Raw genomic sequence first — 18906 nt, 5'->3', positions numbered from 1 at the left:
ACCTTTTGTAACTTTTGTACACGCTGCTGTGATGGGAAGATGTTGTAAAATAGCAGCCTAAACATCATTAATTCTGACTCAGCATCTATTAATACCCGCAGATAGCCCGTTATACTGTCTCGTCATGAACGTTGCTATTCTAAGACCTATATGAAACTTAAGAGCTATTTGGCCTTAACTACAGTTGCTACCACCTCTTCTATTGTTATCGTCGTAACCACTGCAATCTTTTTTTTACTGCAAAATTTACATCAGGAAGGTATTGAAGCGAGGGGGTTAGAACTTGCTCGTGTGATCGCCCATGACCCAAAGGTCATTAATGCCGTTGATACTCAAAATAAGCAGCAAAATTACAATCTTCAAAGCTATATGGAAGATATCAAGACACGTACAGATGCTTCCTTTATCGTGGTCGTCGACAAAAATGCGATTCGATTAAACCACCCAGATCCAGGTAAAGTCGGCAAGCACTTCATTGGTAATGACATTTATCCTGTACTGGAACAAGGTTCCGAATACAGTAGTACGGCATCAGGCTCACTGGGCAAAGCTATCCGTAATTTTTCTCCTATTTATTTAGATGGAAAAGTCATCGGTGCAATCTGCATAGGGTATTTATCAGAGAAAACAACGGATCTTTTGCTACAGCAATATGGTCATATTGGTGTGCTTATCAGCGTCGTCTACCTACTTGGTATTAGCACAATAATTGCTTTTGTCTTTAAAATGAAACGTACCTTTCTAGACTATGAGCCGGAATTTATCGTGAATAAATTCAACGAACATGAAATGGTGCTTGATAGTATTCGTGACGCTATTATTGCAGTAGATAGCGACATGAATATATCGACGATTAATAACAGCGCAATTAAGATGCTTTCCATGGGGATACTGGGTCGATACGACTATGTTAATCAGCCTTTGTCACGCTATTCCATGCCGTTAAGTCATCTGGTTCTCGCTAATCATGGGGTATTCCATCAAGGGGATTTCAATATTGGTAAATTGAAATACCGAGCCAATGTCTACCCAATAAACACCCAAAAAGGTTTGCTTGGTCACGCAATTGTATTCTTCGCAAACCTTGACCAAAGCGAGCTTGAACACGAAGTCAACTACCTAAAAAATTACACTGAGTTACTTCGCAGTAAAACACACGAGTACTCCAATAAGCTCAATGTGCTTTCAGGCATGTTACAAATCGGAAAATACGATGAAGCCGTTGATTTCATCCAACAAGAAACGGATAACTACCAATCAATTATTCATAAAATTGTATTGTCTGTGACAGATAGCTCTGTAGCAGGCTTATTGCTCGCAAAATTCAATAAAGCATCAAAAATTGGAGTGAAATACACGATCGATGTGGATACAAATCTATCAAGTTATGAGAAAAACATATCAGAAAAACTCGTCACTATGATAGGCAACCTTATAGATAATGCCCTGCTCGCGGCATGGCAAAATAGGAACAACGCAGAACCTGAAATAAATGTGTACCTGAGCGATCGCAGTAATCACATCATTTTAGAGATTCAAGACAGCGGCGCAGGGGTACCCGAAAACATATCAGAAAACATTTTGGAATTCGGTGTAAGCTCGAAATATAGCGATGAACAAAGTGGTATAGGCTTGTACTTGGTCAAACAACTGGTCAATTACTTTCACGGAAGTATTGATTGGGAACGTACAGAGCAACATACTACGCTGTTCAGCATTTACTTAGATAAAAATGAAATCGCCAATTATGACTAAAACGACTGTAATGCTTCTTGAAGATGATATTCGCGCAAGCTACACACTCGAATCCACTATCAATCAACATCCTGATTTTACTGTTGTTGCTGTTAGTGAAAGCTGCTCAGAAGCCTTTACTCAATTCGAGGCATATAAACCAACATTAATCTTTGTCGATATAACGCTGCCTGATGGTAATGGCATTGATGTTATTCGCCACCTACGTGAACAAAAAGCAGATTGTGATTTCATTATGACGACCGCTGAGCGTGAAACAACCACGGTCGAAAAAGCTGTTCAGCTGGGTGTGATTGATTATTTAGTAAAACCAATTCGCATGTCTCGCGTTAACCAAGCGTTAAACGATTATCAGCTATACAAACAGCAGTTTTCTCGTAGAGCCACTGTTGACCAAGGCGACATCGATCAGATCTTACGTAAAGCGCCTGCAAAACAATTGCGCCAAACACCGAAAGGCATTGATGCCACTACCCTCGCCTCATTGAAGGCAATTTTGAATAAAGAGAAGTTACATGATTTCTCTGCCGATGAAATTGGTGAACGCATGAACGTCAGCCGTGTTACAGCAAGGCGTTATCTAGAGTTTCTAGAGTCAGAAGGCTCAATTAACTTAGTGTTAAACTACAATACGGGCGGTAGACCTCGCCGTTTGTATCAGATGGTTAAGTAGCAGCTTGAAGAAATGCAAAAAGGGCGCTGATAAAACAGCGCCCTTTTCTAAATGTGGCGGAGAGATAGGGATTTGAACCCTAGAAGGGCTATAAACCCTTGCCGGTTTTCAAGACCGGTGCTTTCGACCACTCAGCCATCTCTCCAACGCGGTGAATAATACGGTTCTAAAGCATGGCTGTAAACCCTTTTAGAATCAAGCGCTCACCATTCAAACACAAAGCAAAGAAAGCAACCATATAGAGGGAAGATAAATCAATATGGCGACTATAAATCAATCAAAAAATGAAATATCGTGTTTATTATATGGGTTAAATCAATATCTCAGCTATTGATCAACGATTAATAAATATGCCTGATATACTTATTAACCTCATAGCTTTCAAACAACAATGAGAAAGAAAGTCAATAATGTATGAATAAGTAAATGAAGGATGAATATGGATATTTATGAAGTTTTTAACGACAGTTATGCCAGATGTAACCGAAACCCTCATTTCATGCCTCTTTTTTATGAGCATTTTTTTGAAAAAAATGAAAAATTTCGTGCGATGTTCACACATGTTGATATGAAAAATCAGATGAAAATGATTAAAGCATCATTGCTAATCATTATGCTCGCTGCAACATCAGAACAAGCGAGAGCAACAGTAAAAAAGTTTGGTAAACGCCATGGACCCGATGGATTAGGAATAAAACCTTTAGATATTGACCTTTGGTTTGAATGCTTAATCGATACAATTAAAGAATGCGACCCTGCTTATAATCAGTCAGTAGAACAAGCATGGCGACAATGTTTCAACGAAGGTATTACTATTATGAAAGCTGAGTGTAAATTATGAGGTGAATAATGGTGAAGCTATCTTCTTATCACAAGAAAGTCACAGGGCTTATTGTTATTGCTGCTGTTCTTACTCTTGCCGCTATTATCTTCTCCCCTATAAAACAAAGCGGTAACTTTTATGACTACGCTGATCAACGCATGTTTTTTTCGATTCCGAATTTTTGGAATGTAATCTCTAACCTCCCCTTTTTATATGTTGGGCTTAAAGGGTTACAATTATTCAGGCAACGTTCGGTGGCCATTGAACCAAATATTGTACTGCAATACCCCTTCTTTTTCTTCGCTATCATGCTCACTTTCTTTGCATCAAGTTATTACCACTTAACCCCTAACGATTTCACCTTAATGTTCGACAGAATACCGATCACCCTCGCTTTTATCGCACTCTATTGCATTATTTTAACGGAGTTTGTATCACGAGATGCCGGTCGTTGGTTATTTTTCCCCATGATTGTGTATGGCTTTTTATCTATTGTGTATTGGTATATAACAACGCTACAAAACGGTCGTGGAGATATGTCTGCTTATGTGTTAATTCAAGTCATCCCAATTATACACTTCCCCATTATTCTTTATTTCTTTTGCTCTCGATTTACTCACAGGCAGTATTATCTATACGCGCTCATTGCCTATGTATTATCAAAATGGGCAGAATCTAACGACGACGAAATATATGCATTGTTGGGGGGAATAAGTGGACACTCTGTCAAACACGTTATTGCAGCATTGGGGGCTTACTTTATTTATATAGGATTCAGGGAGCGAAAGAAAGATGATAGCAACACACAGGAAAAGAAAGTAGCAGTCAAAAAAAAGGATACTCAGTGAGTACCCATTTTACGCGTTGTAAAAACATTACAATCCGTTAGTTATTTCTTACCGACACCACGGTTTTCTTTTTGAGCTAGGGTAATACGACCAAAACCTAGCTTTCTGAAATGGTTATCACGGTAGTCTCTTACTGCTTTTTTGTCGCGAGTCACAGCTTCAATTTGCTGTTCCATTTTTAAGTACGCAGTAATATCAATTCCTTCAGCAGCGGCAACGGCTTCTTGAATTGAATGGTATTCTTCGTATGAAAAAGTAAGCTCTTTTTCTTCATCTTTATAAGTATAAAGGATTGTACGTGCCATGACGGGCTCCTACGGATCAGGAAAGATGGGAATGTACCTTAGATGAGCAAAAGATGAAAGAAAAGTAGTATGAATACCCACAAAAAGCGCTTCCATCGCTGTTTTGAGCATAATAAAAGCGCTTCAATATTGTGCAATATTCCCACCAAAAAGGTGCAAGCCAATTTCATACACCTTCTTCTCCCACAGTTATACACAGAAACAGTGGATAACTCAGTATACCAGTATGAAATATTCACAAAAAATTAACGTTGGAGTGATTTTCACACAACGCAATGCTTTACAAATAAACACTTTACTCAATAACGTTCATTATGAGCTTAATTTATTCAATCTCATTAAAATAGTGGATAACTTGGTTCTCGCTACCCTTCCACACAAGGGATGGGTCTCGCTTACCTTGCTCAAACTTACCATCGACCAGCACATCAATTAAGTCTACTATTTGCTGTTGGTGCTCAGTCAATTCAGCCAAAACATAACCAGACCACAACCAAATATCTTTTCCTACACATTCCGTTTTAACTCTCATGACAAGTTTTAATACAGAAGCGAGATTAGCAGGATGAAGGGGATCACCACCAGATAGTGACAACCCACGACGCTTGATACGCGTATCATTTAAATCATTAATGATGTTGTCTTCCATTTCTTGAGTAAACGCATGCCCATTATCTAGTCGCCAAGTGCTTTTGTTATAACACCCACGGCATTGATGCTCACATCCCGATACAAAGAGCGTACAACGTGTACCAGGACCATTAACCACATCAACTGGATAGTAATTGTTGTAGTGCATGTTTTGTTTCCTCAACCTTGAAACGAATAAACAAAACGCAAGAAGTGCCAAACAGGCACTTCTTAAACGTTCTTTTTAATGAATCTACATAAATATTTACATTACATGTGCTTAACGCGACGTTTCACTTCTTCTTGCTTGCCAAAGTTAAACGGACGGGCATCTGGGCTGCCTAAATAACCACACACACGACGCGTTACAGACACTTTCGACGGTTCATGGTTACCACATTTAGGGCATGTAAAACCTTTACTCGTACAATCAAATTCACCCATGAAGCCACATTCATAGCATTCATCAATCGGCGTATTTGTTCCGTAATATGGTACACGCGTGTAACTGTAATCCCATACGTTCTCTAAAGCTTCGACGTTATGTTGAATATTTGGATATTCGCCATAACAAATGAAACCACCACTCGTCACTTCTGGATATGGCATTTCAAAATCAATTTTATCGTATGGGTTTACTTGTTTTTCTACATCTAGGTGAAAACTGTTCGTGTAATAACCTTTGTCAGTTACACCTTCTACTACACCAAACTCTTTCGCGTCAATCGCACAAAAGCGGCTACATAGATTTTCACTTGGCGTACTGTATAAACTGAAACCGTAACCTGTTTCTGCTTGCCACTTATCTGTCGCAGCTTTTAAGTACTTAACAATATCAACGGCTTTTTGACGTAGTGTCTCGTCATCGTAGACATGTGCTTCAGTGCCAAAAATAGCATTGATTGTTTCGTGAATACCAATATAGCCAAGCGAAATAGACGCTCGACCATTTTTGAAGATTTCTGACACATCATCATCAGCATTCAAACGAACACCACACGCCCCTTCCATATAAAGAATAGGTGCAACACGTGCTTTAACACCATCTAGGCGTGCAATACGTGTTTCAAGGGCACGACGAGCTAGAACTAGGCGGTCGTCTAATAATGCATAGAAACGCGCTTCACTACCTTCAGCTTGTAAGGCAATACGCGGTAAGTTAAGGCTAACAACACCAATGTTATTACGACCTTCATGAATCAACTTTCCATTTTCTTCATAAGTACCTAAGAAACTACGACAACCCATTGGGGTTTTAAATGAGCCCGTGATCTCAACTACTTTGTCGTAATTAAGAATGTCAGGGTACATACGCTTCGATGCACACTCTAGTGCAAGCGTTTTAATATCGTAGTTTGGATCATCTTGCTTATGGTTTAAACCATCTTTAATGGCAAATACAAGCTTAGGGAATACCGCTGTTTTACGATTCTTACCCAATCCTGCAATACGATTACTTAAGATAGATTGTTGGATTAAACGTGATTCCCAAGAAGTGCCCAAACCAAAGCCAAATGTCACAAACGGCGTTTGTCCATTAGCGGTATGTAACGTATTGACTTCATATTCTAGAGATTGGAATGCGTCATAACATTCTTTGTCGGTACGAGAGCGAGCAAACGCTTCTGGATCAGCAATGCCCCACTCTGTCGCAACACTCAAATGCTTCTCGTAGCTCACGGTTACATAAGGTGCTAGTACTTCATCAATACGGTTTATAGTTGTACCGCCATAAATATGGCTAGCAACTTGAGCAATAATTTGTGCGGTAACCGCTGTAGCCGTTGAAATTGATTTAGGAGTATCAATTTCAGCGTTACCCATTTTAAAACCATGCGTCAACATGCCATCAAGATCGATCAACATACAGTTGAACATAGGGAAAAACGGTGAATAATCTAGATCATGATAGTGAATATCGCCCTGCTCGTGTGCCATTACAATGTCACGAGGCAACAAATGTTGCTTAGCGTAATGCTTTGCCACAATACCCGCTAGCAAATCACGCTGAGTAGGAATCACTTTACTGTCTTTGTTTGCGTTCTCATTTAATAACGATGCATTGCTCTGTTCGATCAACCCTCGAATTTCATTATTGAGTAGGCTTTTCTTATCACGCGCAATATCACGATCGTGTCGATATTCAATATAAGCACGCGCAACCGCTTTGTGTGGGCCAACCATCAAATGGTTTTCAACTGCATCTTGAATAGCGTGAATTTCAACTTCTTCAACTGACAAAAATTGAGACAATACACCATCAGCTACAGAAGCTGCGTAGGCTTCATTCATTGCTTCTACGTCTACTTCATCAACTGACTGGGCTGCACCTAATATCGCCTCTTTAATACGTTGAGTATTGAACGGTACACGGCATCCATCACGCTTAATCACTACAGGTTTCACACAAAGCTCCTACTAACATGACACTGTCACTTAAAACACAAAATATAGGCTTTAGTGAGAGGGCAAATACAATATGTGGTGTATTAGGCGAGATTTCAGAGAAACAAACATTGATCTAAATCAGTTTATTTTGATCGTAGTACAGTGAACAAGCAATGAATTTGAACAGTGCCAAATTTTTGCATGTAACGTTTTTTACAATCATTTTTGTCAACAATTTTATTGTGTAATCTCCTCCCATTTATGAAAATAAATTCCTTGCCTTTTCCTTTATAAAGTACACTCAACTTGATAATGAATTGATAGAAGAATGTGCCATGGATGAGCAAACATTAGCTAAACAGTTAGACGACGTAACTTATAGAAACATACGGATTGGTTTTCGATGGGCGGCAACAATCTCTCTTATTATTTTACTAATGATAGTTGGCCCTATTTGGCTTAATGGTATTAAAGAAAACGCTCTGTATTTAGATCGTTCTTGGACTCAATACTCATTTCAAGCAATTGTCTATTTGATAGGAATTGCTCTCTACCACTCGCAATCCCCCCCTCAACAGTGGCGCAAAACAGCCACACTCTACGCCTTACTGTTTGGCATTAGCTGGGCATTAGCTATTTACCACATCGCTTTCATTGGGCAAATGTGGCCCAGTGCTGAAATAGCGGCAGATTTAATCATGATGACTTCTTTATTAGGGTTCTATGCACTTCGTCAGGCCGTTTACGCTGCAATATTTCCCGTCTTATTGGTAAGTACTTGGGCAAACTACATTGAGGCTGGACATCTGTTGTTATTGCCGATAGAAAAAGTGCTGGCTATCTGTATTATTGTAGAAACAGGCCGTAGAACGCTATACCGTTGGTTTTATAACAGTGTTGAAAAAGATCATGAAAATCAAAGATTGGTAAAAAAGCTTTCTGACCTAGCAACCAAAGATCAGTTAACTAACCTTTATAACAGACGATTTTTCGAATATGAAATAGATAAGCATTGCCATTTAGCAAAACGTAATCATTTACCGCTGTCTGTTATCTTAATTGATATCGACCATTTTAAACATTACAACGATAACCTTGGTCACCCTGCTGGTGACTTATGCTTAAAACGTGTTGCCCGCACCTTACAAAAAAGCCTATTACGTACATCAGACTCTGTTTCTCGCTATGGTGGTGAGGAGTTTATTATTATTCTACCCAATACCCATTTAGAAGGTGCCAAAAAAGTCGCCGAACGTATTCATCGCACCCTACAACAAGAAGCAATACCCCATCCATCTTCTAGCGTGAATGATTTCGTTACACTTAGCCAAGGCATAACGACATGGAAAACTCAAAAGGGACCAGAGCAACTAGTGCAAGAAGCTGACGACCAACTCTACAAAGCGAAAGAAGCAGGACGCGATCAATACAAAGCAGCATAGACACACATTTCATGACCCTAATCACTTAAAAAGGTGAATTGACTATACTCAATAACATTACCTTATTGAGTTATCGTTCATGCTAAAAAGATTTGTCATTGCATTACTATGCTTTAATGCTTTCATTTCAACATCGTTCGCACTCGAAGTCTCTCCCATTAACAACACTAAATTTACTGGTGATCTGACTCAAATAAGCGAGCATGGTGTAATCAGAATACTTGTATCTGCCGACCTTGGTTTTTACTACCTAGATAAAGGCCATCCAAAAGGTATAACCTCTGAAATGCTGCTGTTATTTGAACAACATGTACTGAACAGCACGAAACAAAAGTTGCATTTACAAGTTATTCCCATCAACCGAGATCAATTACTTCCTGCACTTCAGGCCGGAGTCGGTGACATCGTTGCAGCAAATTTGACCATTACACGTCAACGAAAAAAAACCGTTGATTTCAGCTCTCCTATTCTTAGTAATATCAATGAAATTTTTATTACCCATACAGATAAAAGTCCTATCACTCAATTAAAAAATTTATCTAAAAAAAATGTCTGGATCAGGGCAAGTTCTAGTTACTACCGAAGTGTAAACCGCATTAACAAAAAACTCGCGAAACAAGGCCTTGAAACAATGTACGTACACTTCATTGAAGAAACGCTTCAAGACTATGAATTATTACAAATGATCCAGCAGAAAATTATCCCAATGACAGTGCTGGATAATCATAAAGCAGAGTTTTGGGATTTAGTGACTGACGATTTAAAAATGCATACTGAGTTTCCCATCAGAAAAGGGGGAGCAATTGGTTGGGCTTTTAGAAAAGACAGTCCAGAATTAGCAGAATTAGTTAACAACTTTATTGAAAAGAATCGATACGGAACTCTAAATGGTAATATTATCTTCAATCGTTATTTAAACAGCAAAGCATGGTTTCAAAAAGTGGTAAGTGCTACCAATATAGCTAAATTCAAAAAGCTTGAAAAACGATTTGTTCGTTACAGCAATATGTATGACATGAATTGGTTATTAATTGCAGCACAAGCTTTTCAAGAGTCTCAATTTGACCAGACTAAACGCTCACATGCTGGCGCTGTAGGTATCATGCAAGTTCTACCTCAAACAGCAAAAGAACCTTATATTAATATTTCAAATATCTATAACATTGATAACAACATTCATGCTGGTGTAAAATACATGGATTTCATATTGAACAGATATTATGACACAGATGACATTGACGACATGAATAAAATGTTTTTTGCTTTAGCAAGCTATAACGCAGGACCAGGACGTATCAATAGAATGCGTAGACTTGCAGAAGAGCAAGGCTATGACAGTACAAAATGGTTTAACAATGTTGAAGTAATAACACGTAAACATGTCGGACTTGAGCCCATTACTTACGTGGGTAACATTAACCGCTATTATACTGTTTACAAACAAATATTTTCTCTACAAAATGCGACAAGTCAACAAGCTGCGTTAAGACATAAGAACTACTTATTTATACCCAGCCACTAGCTTCTATAAACGCCCTTCGACGCCACTTACAGCCTCATAGTATCAATATAAAAAAAGACATTAAAAATAGAATAACAGTCATAATGTGTTCATAAAACAATCAAAACCAAACCGATTGTGAGATCACGATCAACCTTTCACATTACTGTCATTTTCAACCACTACAATTGAGCTTATAGATGCTTAATCAACATTTCATATGACTCAATGACGACATCTTATAATTAATGGAAGAAACATAAATAACAAGGGAGAAGATTATGGATGCTTTAAACAAAAATACTTTGGTAGTGCCAACTGAAGATGAACTCTTAGTTATTCAGCCGAATGATTTATACCTGATGCAAGATGAATACAACGAACATGATGACGATATTATTATATTAAATTAGTTGCCATTGAATATTCAAAAAAAAAGCTCGATTAATCGAGCTTTTTTATCTTTGATTCGGAATAAAACTATTCACCCATTTGCCCATTATTATAATATCGAACATCAGGAACTATATTGTGTTTATTTAATAGACGATACATAGTAGCGCGAGATACACCCAGATCTTTGGCCGCTGAAGCAACTTGACCACGGTGTGTTTCAAGTACAGCGACTAATACATCTTTTTCCGCTTCATCTTTAATATTACGCAAGCTTTGCTTAAGGTTAGATTTACTTGGCAAATCAAAATGCTCAGCTTTTACTTCGCTACCCTCAGCAAGCAATGCTGCACGCTTTACTTGATTCATTAACTCTCTTACATTACCAGGCCAACTATAGCGTAAGAGTAACTGCTTAGAGTCTTCAGAGAAACTCGATGCTAAAGTATTATATTCATTAGAAAATTGACCTAAAAACTTTTCTGCTAAAAGATAAATATCAGAACCACGCTCTCTAAGAGTCGGCACTTTAATATGGAACACATTCAAGCGATAGTAGAGCTCTTTACTAAATTCACCGTTAGCTACTGCAGTTTCAAGATCTGCACTTGATGAAACGACTATACGTATATCGCAATTTACGTCTTCATTTATAGACTCCCCTGCAGGTGCCTGTAAATATCTTAACAATTCATCTTGTAGTTCTTTTGACAATTCTTCAACATTATCGAGTAAAATAGTACCATTAAATTTGGGCTTTTCATCATCATGAAGTTTTGTTGCCGAATTTAAAAATGCAATTTTCTCTTCATCTGATGTTAGTGAGCCGCAATTAACATTAATAAAAGGTGCATTTTTACGCTTAGACAAATTATGAATTGATTTCGCGATAAGTTCTTTTCCTGTACCATTTTCACCAGTAAGAAAAACATTCACTTCTGTTGATGCTACACGTCTAACCATATCACGAAGTTGCTTTACCGATTTAGAGTCACCATACAGTCCCATATCGTGCTGTGACGTTACCTCAACCCAAGTTTTTGCTTCTATCTCAAGCATACCAAGTTGATGTCCGACAGTGTCTAAGAGTAAGGTGCTAGGTATCGGCATTGAAAAGTAATCGACACAATAATTATTAATAAACTGACAGATAGCATCCGTTTCTAGCTGCTCATTTTTAATTAACGCAATCCAACGTACTTGCTTAGTTTTATTTGCCCTCAAAGAAATACTATTTAAGCTAAAATCGTTATTGCTTAAATCAACAATGCATATGCATGGGCTGTACTCTTCTAGTATTGAATCTGCTGTCCTAAGATCATAACAACAATGTGTTTTCCATCCTGATTGTTCAAGAAGCGCAATCCAAGGTTCATAATTACAACCAATTGCAACAAGACGACCATTTATTGATTTATTTTTAGATTGAGTCACCATCGAAATCACCACGCTATCAATGTACATATTATTTTTAATGTATTAAGAATATAGGCAATAAATGACACGTATGTAGGGTATCAGAAGTAAGAAAATGACTCTTAAACCGCCTATTTATGTGACATATAAATCAACATTAAAAATAGACCTACTAAATCAGAGACTTATTCAACTTTAAAAGTTCCTCTAATTTATAATAAATTATGAATATTTTAATCAGCAACACTATCGGCATAATGAAAACAACAAAAAAGGCACAGTAATTAAATCACCATGCCTTATTTCAATTGTACGAACCATAATAATTTCAATCAATAAGAAGAATACAATATAGAATTCTCTATTCTATTGTTAATAACTTGTCTTTCAAGATAGCTATTCACATCAGCCTGTATATCTAACTGAGTTTCTACTCGTATCGTTGTATTGTCACTTGTATTTTGAATAATACTCGCGATACTACCAGTATCAATACTTATCGTTTCTGGTGCTGTGTTACCTTCACCATTTTGGACTACACTTACAGGTTTAGCTGATGATGAAGAGGATGTTAGCACCCCATTATCTATCGTTAGATCTGCAATATAGGAGGTAAATACCTTTTCGCCATTTAGCGCTGTCGAGATAGATAATCCAATATTAATTAATGTATCATTAATGGATACGAAACCACCTCTTATCGATGACATTTCAGTTTCACTCATTGTAAGTAAACCAAAATCATCTATAGTTTCGTGATTTATTGATGCGCTAGCCCAAAAGGCCGCACCTCCTATTACAGATGCAAAAAACCATTTTGATGTTTTTTTCATACTAGCCTCTAATAATCATTTGCCCCAGGTAGAGTAATACTAAAGGTTGCAAGTGATTCTCTAGTTACAGCCTCTGAAACAGGAGAGGGCGTGTAAACACTATAATTTTCTTGTTTTATGAAACTTTCTTTGCCAACTTTAACGTTATTCTTAACTAATAATACTAATCCTTTGTAACCAGCTTCGAAATCATCGATATCCATTGTTAGTGTACCCCGAGAGGGGTCTCCGAGTATAACTTGACTGCTATTCATACCTTTTATTACAACAAAATGCATATAGCCATCAAAGTTTACAATTGTAATACCTGGAACGCCTAATTTCTTTAATTTCATTAACGGTAACTTATATCCATTTGCCGTTAGCCCTTGAGCTTCCAGATATTTTTTCATATCTAGCATGGAAAAACCCTGTTGCTCTATTTTTTCTTTATCTCCGTATTTGAACATATATTCAAATACAGTATTTTCGGATGTTTCTAAACCATAATGATAAGTTAATAAAGATGCAACAGCCGCAGAACCGCAACTAAAGTCATATTGTTGCCTTTGCACATCGCCAAAAACTTTCTCTTGGTAACTTTTAACTTTGACATTATATGCACCTCTACTCGGAAAATAATCGAGAGCAAAAACTGATGAACTAAGAAAAAAGCCAGCAATAATAAACAGAGACGTTTTCATAAACATACCATTATGTTATATGCTCAAACAAATCGTAGTGTTTAACATACAATTTATTTAATGTATTTATATTTCAAGTATTAACTAATTGATTAATATTTTTGTCTCATTTGTAACAATTTTGGGAAATTAATAAGGGCCCTAAGGCCCTTAACAAATAGCTATATTGACTAAGGAGAAACCAAAGCCGCATTTGTACTTGTAGTTTGCTGTACCAACGCGTTATTACCTACGTTCTGACCCGCAATACTGATACCAGAGGCATCGCCAAAAGAGTTAGACATAGAGTTGGTTTGATTAACAGTGAAATCTCCCCCCGAACCACTCTTTCCACTATCGCAGCATGCACCACCATATGTCACATTTGAGCCCATAACTGCACCATCTAACTCAGCAGCCGACATATACGTATCGATCTCGATGTTAACATCCCAAGCTTCAGAGTAGTCCATCGTAGTGTCATAAGTCGAATTCATCGAGTTATCACTATTATCTTGTTTCCAAACGCTTCTATCATTACCAATATTTTTCAAGGTTAATGTATCGTTATCATAAGTACTTGATTTATCGATTTCAGTATTAGTTTCGTCTGTATAATCTACCGTATCATTGTATTCAGTGTTGCCAACATTAGTCACATAGATGTCTTTGTCATGGCTATCTACCTTATCAACATCAACATCCGTATTATAAGAATCTTCTATTACTTTAATGGTATTATTACTGTCTTGTGTAACAGCTAATGCTAGTGGTGATGCGAATACAACTGCTACTAATAGTGCGATATTTGATTTACGCATGATATTACTCCGAATATGTTATTTATTATTGTAATAACTTAAACATAGGGTTTATTATTTATATCTTTTCGACACAATGCTAATTATAAACAAGCAATCATGTATTAAGTGATGATGTTAGTCCCTATAAAACAACCCCTAATTAGTGGTCTGTAGAGTCGTCGCTGACATATTCTTTATATGTCAGCTTAGATACGCTAACAGCTTACTTCAACGTCAAGTTCACTACTGTTGCATTTTGGATAAGAACATTATTACCAGTATTTTGAACTACATTAAAAATACCAGATGACTCACCAAATGCACCCTCAGTTATCATATTGGCACCTGTCGTATTATTGTAGGCACCATTTCCTTGAACATCACCGTACATGTCTGATTCAGCATGCATTACATCTATGTTCAACTCATATTGACCGCCACGAGATTGATTCATTGATGTATCGCTTAGCATTTCAGAACTTGCTAGAATATCCAACTCATCTGCAGCAGCACTACAAGTAATTAATACTGCAACTATCAGTGTTAAATATTTCATAACATCCTCCTGAGAATTACACCAAGTAATCCTCAGTAATTATCTTAATAGCCAACAAGAACAGCATTTGTGCTAGCACTTTGCTGAAGCATTGAGTTATTACCCGCATTTTGACCAGCCATGCTGATACCAGAAGAACCGTTAAATGAATCCATCATAGAGTTAGACTGGTCAACAAAGAAGTCTCCACCCATACCACCATCATCATCATTATAACCACCACGATGACCATAGCCGCCACCATCACCATCACAACATGCACCACCATATGTCACTTCGTTGTCAGTAACATAACCACTTAAATAAGAAGTAGATACATAATGGTTCTCTTCTAAATTAACATCCCAGCTAATATCTTCAGTTACATTAAGAGTATCTTTCCAAACTGTACTATTATCGCTATTGTCTTGGTTATAGTAACTCTCATCATTATTGACATTCTTCATTGTCAATGTGTCATTATCATAATCACGGCTAATATTTTTGGTATAATTTGTCTCAGTATCTGTTGTAGTGTCGTAGTTCGATTCATGATTAAATGAATCATCAACATCAACATAAAGGTCATGACTATCTTCTTTATCAATGTCAATGTCTTTATTACCAACATCGTTTTTATAAATGTCTGTATTGTCATTCCCTGAATTAACAGGTGCCGGTGGATAGTAATTAGCTAAAGCTATTGGTGAACTAACAACAACTGCCACAAGAAGTGCGAGATTAGTTTTACGCATAGTGTTACTCCAAATATGTTTGTTGTTTTTTTATTGTTACCCGCAATGTGCTGCGAGATAACTTAATAGTAGTGTTGTAAAATTATAACCTTGTATTATTTTTGATAACTTCAAATGTTTTTAAATATAAAAACTTAATATTAATTCCAGCAATTTATATATTAACTCTTCCAATTAAAAAAACAGCAACTCATAAACATTACATTTATTACTTATAAGACTGATTCATGCTCATCTCATATATAAGACATTATTCTGAGACAAATAATTAACAGCTTAACTTATCATCTACTACTCTTTTTATATTGCTTGGTATTATTTTGTTACCAACTTACACTTTTTTATGGACTACCTTTGTACCGAAGTGAGGAAATCGTGAAAGAATTCAAATATAAAAGCCTGATTGCGCTTCTTGCTTTATGTTCTAACGCAGCCGTTATTGCAGCAGAGGAAACAGAACCTAGTAAAAATGCTGAAGAAGAAAAACCTAAACGAGTTCAAACTGTTGCTGACATTTTTGAACAGCCAGGTGTCTTAACACCAAGGGGGTCATTTGTTATTGATTCCTCACTGTCTTATACGCAAAATTCATCAAATACGATCTCTGTTGTTGGTTATTCGGTATTACCCTCTTTAATTGTAGGGTTAATACAAGCGAGTGATATTGATAGAACAACAATAACATTTGGTCTATCTGGTCGTTACGGCATAACAAACCGATTTGAAGTAGAGGTGCGAATCCCTTGGGTATATAGAAGCGACTCTATTTCAGAGCGTTCTGCTGGTATAGGACAAGACGAAGATATATTAATTGATTTAGATGGAAATGGTTTAGGTGACATTGAGGCGGGGTTTAAATACCAATTCAATATGAATACCGCCCCTTATTGGATAGGTAGTTTACGCTTCAAAAGCACAACAGGCGACTCACCTTATGAAGGTTCACCTGATGATTTGCCAACAGGTTCAGGCTTTCCAAGCATAGAGCCTGGCTTAACGATGATAATGCCAGTCGATCCTGCTGTGATTTACATGAATACGAGCTATATCTGGAATATTGAAGATGATGTTGATTTAGCAGGAACAAAAGCATCCATTGACCTTGGCGATACCATTTCGTTTGGTGCCGGTATGGGCTTTGCTGTTAACCCTAAGTTCTCATTCAGCCTTGGCTTGAGTCACAAGACAATCTTTAAATCAAAGGTCAGTGGTGTTGAAAACTTTAATGCAAAAGTTTTACAGCTAGACTCCCTTTCTGTAGGTGCTAACTATGCTGTTAGCCGTGATACCACTATCAATGTTGGTGCATCAGCAGGATTAACAGCAGATGCCCCTGACTTCCAACTTACTGTTCGTATTCCTTACACCCTAAAATAGTCACGATCTTTATATGGTCCGGGTTCAAGCCCTAAAAAACCGCTTACATAGCGGTTTTTTATGTTCAAAGTGAGCTTTGCAAGCACCTTAAGGACCTCGGTTATAAACTTGTCATAAAGTTTCCAGGTGCAATATAAGACTAAAGTGCAATTTTGATTTATCATATTAGCCTTATACTCAGATGCAACAGGAACAAAATCATGTCTACACCTTTAGAGCCAACGATGGTCGAAACGATAAAAGGTTATGATGCAGAAAAACGTTTCAAATACCTAGTTAAAGAAGTTGTCACTAATCGTGAAATTTGGATCCTGATCGATGAACATGGTTGCGTTATGCTAAATACAGATGACGAAGATTGTGTTCCAGTATGGCCAAACAAAGAATTCGCAGAAGCTTGGGCGACAGGCGAATGGGATACATGCAAAGCAGAAGCTATCTCAATAAACAAATGGCACAGCCGCTGGACGCATGGACTAGAAGATGATGGTCTTGCTATCGTTGTTTTCCCTAATGAAAATGAAGATGGCTTAGTCATATTCCCAGATGAGCTTGATTTTGAGCTAAAGCAACAAGCTAAAAAAAGTAAATAGGCCTCTTAGCAACGCTAAGTAGTATCATAACAAATATGTTTAAAGGGCTTTATAGCCCTTTTTTATTCTTTAATAAACTAATCGGTATGGTTAAAACCAAGCACTATCAATTTTGGAGAAATAAAGCCATGGAAGCGCTTATTCATAGATTAAAAACTCACCCTGAATCGATCGCATTTGAAACAGTCATTGAAACCATTAATAAGCATTATGATTTTTCGCCTGCATCTTTTACAAATGGTTTAGGTAATGAAACACTCACCAATGCAATAGGCACTAATGAAGGTTCTTGCCGTATCTTCTCTTTTGCTAAAAAACATGAATTGTCTGAAGCAGAAACCCTAGCGTGTTTTGGTAACTATTATCGTATTGATGTATTACAAAACCCTGACAACGTCGATCACATGAATATTCGCAATTTTATGAAATATGGTTGGGTGGGTATCAATTTTAGTGTCGATCCACTTATTACAAAAAGTGCATAATTGGGCTAGCAATTCAAAAACAACGATAAACTTGGTTTCAGCTACAAACCTAAACCAAGTTTACTTTCGAAACCAACACATTCACGTTGTTAGCTAATGTTACCGTTAACTAATGTTACAGAGGCTTTTGACAATGGCTGCACTTCGTTGCTGGCTTTAAGAAAAATGGCGTCCGTGTAACTTGACCGCATGCTTCACAAAATTTAGTAGAACGAATAGTTAAGAAAGTCACTGGAATAAGCAAAACCAACAAACTAAACATGAGTACAATCGGCGGCTGCATATAAATAATAAACCCACCAATCACAGTGTTAGTGAAAATGGTATAAATTGGCCATAGTTTACGCTTACGCTTTACATCTGAACCACGTTGAAACAGCATTACACTGCCAACGGTTAATCCCAACCAAATAACTACAAATACAATCGCTAGATTCTGCTGCACAATTCACCCATTTATTGAAATAAGAAACAAAGCTAGTTTACCACTAAGCAATGGTAACAGCTAAGTTAAGAGCATCAGTAAGAACTACATATTTCGTAACACCTTAATAGGAGTTTCAGCTGATATGAATCATTCAAAATATACACAATGGGAAGCACGTCACAACCTTAATATTACCACCTCTCATTTTATCAATTCACCCATTGAAACAAGATAATGAAGACAGATATCTTATGTACACGGA

The 18906-nt window shown here is 37.2% G+C and carries 20 protein-coding genes and 1 tRNA gene; 10 read left to right on the top strand and 11 right to left on the bottom strand.

Going from position 1 to position 18906, the window contains the following annotated elements; genetic code table 11:
- The first annotated feature begins 150 nt into the window (after positions 1-150).
- A complete protein-coding gene (locus tag C9J47_RS03325; protein ID WP_107252236.1) occupies positions 151-1755 on the top strand; it encodes an ATP-binding protein in 1605 nt (534 codons plus the stop codon).
- The gene (locus tag C9J47_RS03320) at positions 1748-2428 is read left to right on the top strand and encodes a response regulator (RefSeq protein ID WP_107252235.1); all 681 of its coding nucleotides are present in this window, start codon (positions 1748-1750) and stop codon (positions 2426-2428) included. Before C9J47_RS03325 ends, C9J47_RS03320 begins: the two co-directional genes overlap by 8 nt.
- A 54-nt stretch (positions 2429-2482) precedes the next feature.
- Here the strand turns inward: C9J47_RS03320 and C9J47_RS03315 are convergent.
- Positions 2483-2573: transfer RNA gene (locus tag C9J47_RS03315), tRNA-Ser, on the bottom strand.
- 294 nt (positions 2574-2867) lie between these two features.
- Between C9J47_RS03315 and C9J47_RS03310 the strand changes: the two genes are divergently transcribed.
- Positions 2868-3269 carry a globin gene (locus C9J47_RS03310; RefSeq protein ID WP_107252234.1) on the top strand — a complete coding sequence of 134 codons (402 nt, stop codon included), beginning with the start codon at positions 2868-2870 and terminating at the stop codon, positions 3267-3269.
- Between the two features lie 8 nt (positions 3270-3277).
- Complete coding sequence (locus tag C9J47_RS03305; protein ID WP_107252233.1) at positions 3278-4099, top strand: ceramidase domain-containing protein; 822 nt, start codon at positions 3278-3280, stop codon at positions 4097-4099.
- A 41-nt stretch (positions 4100-4140) separates the two neighbouring features.
- On the opposite strand, the gene C9J47_RS03300 is transcribed toward C9J47_RS03305, so the two are convergent.
- The 3 genes from C9J47_RS03300 to nrdD all read right to left on the bottom strand — a co-directional run bounded on the left by C9J47_RS03300 (position 4141) and on the right by nrdD (position 7440).
- The gene (locus tag C9J47_RS03300) at positions 4141-4404 is read right to left on the bottom strand and encodes a DUF2960 domain-containing protein (RefSeq protein WP_006230381.1); all 264 of its coding nucleotides are present in this window, start codon (positions 4402-4404) and stop codon (positions 4141-4143) included.
- Between the two features lie 325 nt (positions 4405-4729).
- On the bottom strand, positions 4730-5203 hold the full coding sequence (nrdG, locus tag C9J47_RS03295) for an anaerobic ribonucleoside-triphosphate reductase-activating protein (protein ID WP_107252232.1): 474 nt from the start codon (positions 5201-5203) through the stop codon (positions 4730-4732).
- Between the two features lie 101 nt (positions 5204-5304).
- Entirely contained in the window at positions 5305-7440 is a 2136-nt protein-coding gene (nrdD, locus tag C9J47_RS03290; protein ID WP_107252231.1) for an anaerobic ribonucleoside-triphosphate reductase, read from the bottom strand.
- A 317-nt stretch (positions 7441-7757) separates the two neighbouring features.
- Between nrdD and C9J47_RS03285 the strand changes: the two genes are divergently transcribed.
- The 3 genes from C9J47_RS03285 to C9J47_RS27425 all read left to right on the top strand — a co-directional run bounded on the left by C9J47_RS03285 (position 7758) and on the right by C9J47_RS27425 (position 10778).
- Positions 7758-8864, top strand: coding sequence for a GGDEF domain-containing protein (locus C9J47_RS03285; protein WP_107252230.1), 1107 nt, complete (start codon positions 7758-7760; stop codon positions 8862-8864).
- A gap of 79 nt (positions 8865-8943) precedes the next feature.
- Entirely contained in the window at positions 8944-10386 is a 1443-nt protein-coding gene (locus C9J47_RS03280; RefSeq protein WP_107252229.1) for an MltF family protein, read from the top strand.
- Positions 10387-10646: 260 nt separating this feature from the next.
- The gene (locus tag C9J47_RS27425) at positions 10647-10778 is read left to right on the top strand and encodes a hypothetical protein (RefSeq protein ID WP_281258893.1); all 132 of its coding nucleotides are present in this window, start codon (positions 10647-10649) and stop codon (positions 10776-10778) included.
- 67 nt (positions 10779-10845) lie between these two features.
- On the opposite strand, the gene C9J47_RS03275 is transcribed toward C9J47_RS27425, so the two are convergent.
- The 6 genes from C9J47_RS03275 to C9J47_RS03250 form a co-directional block, all read right to left on the bottom strand.
- Positions 10846-12195 (bottom strand): sigma-54-dependent transcriptional regulator, encoded by a 1350-nt coding sequence (locus C9J47_RS03275; RefSeq protein WP_107252228.1) that lies wholly within the window; start codon positions 12193-12195, stop codon positions 10846-10848.
- A 311-nt stretch (positions 12196-12506) separates the two neighbouring features.
- Positions 12507-13007, bottom strand: a complete 501-nt coding sequence (locus C9J47_RS03270) for a hypothetical protein (protein ID WP_107252227.1) — start codon at positions 13005-13007, stop codon at positions 12507-12509.
- 8 nt (positions 13008-13015) lie between these two features.
- Positions 13016-13690, bottom strand: a complete 675-nt coding sequence (locus C9J47_RS03265; RefSeq protein WP_107252226.1) for a C39 family peptidase — start codon at positions 13688-13690, stop codon at positions 13016-13018.
- 170 nt (positions 13691-13860) lie between these two features.
- On the bottom strand, positions 13861-14490 hold the full coding sequence (locus C9J47_RS03260) for a hypothetical protein (RefSeq protein WP_107252225.1): 630 nt from the start codon (positions 14488-14490) through the stop codon (positions 13861-13863).
- A gap of 205 nt (positions 14491-14695) precedes the next feature.
- Positions 14696-15028: a hypothetical protein gene (locus C9J47_RS03255; RefSeq protein WP_011220519.1), complete on the bottom strand. Its 333-nt coding sequence runs from the start codon at positions 15026-15028 to the stop codon at positions 14696-14698.
- Positions 15029-15072: 44 nt separating this feature from the next.
- The gene (locus tag C9J47_RS03250) at positions 15073-15762 is read right to left on the bottom strand and encodes a hypothetical protein (RefSeq protein WP_107252224.1); all 690 of its coding nucleotides are present in this window, start codon (positions 15760-15762) and stop codon (positions 15073-15075) included.
- Between the two features lie 375 nt (positions 15763-16137).
- Between C9J47_RS03250 and C9J47_RS03245 the strand changes: the two genes are divergently transcribed.
- From C9J47_RS03245 to C9J47_RS03235, 3 genes are all read left to right on the top strand, one after another.
- A complete protein-coding gene (locus C9J47_RS03245; RefSeq protein ID WP_107252223.1) occupies positions 16138-17139 on the top strand; it encodes a transporter in 1002 nt (333 codons plus the stop codon).
- 200 nt (positions 17140-17339) lie between these two features.
- Positions 17340-17732 (top strand): DUF2750 domain-containing protein, encoded by a 393-nt coding sequence (locus C9J47_RS03240; protein WP_011220516.1) that lies wholly within the window; start codon positions 17340-17342, stop codon positions 17730-17732.
- Positions 17733-17860: 128 nt separating this feature from the next.
- On the top strand, positions 17861-18217 hold the full coding sequence (locus C9J47_RS03235) for a HopJ type III effector protein (protein ID WP_107252698.1): 357 nt from the start codon (positions 17861-17863) through the stop codon (positions 18215-18217).
- Between the two features lie 115 nt (positions 18218-18332).
- Here C9J47_RS03235 and C9J47_RS03230 read toward each other — a convergent pair whose 3' ends face one another.
- Entirely contained in the window at positions 18333-18662 is a 330-nt protein-coding gene (locus tag C9J47_RS03230) for a hypothetical protein (RefSeq protein ID WP_107252222.1), read from the bottom strand.
- Positions 18663-18906: the final 244 nt, after the last annotated feature.

The organism is Photobacterium indicum (assembly GCF_003026215.1).
Taxonomy (GTDB): Bacteria; Pseudomonadota; Gammaproteobacteria; order Enterobacterales; family Vibrionaceae; genus Photobacterium; species Photobacterium indicum.
This window is presented reverse-complemented; position numbering and strand designations above follow the sequence as displayed.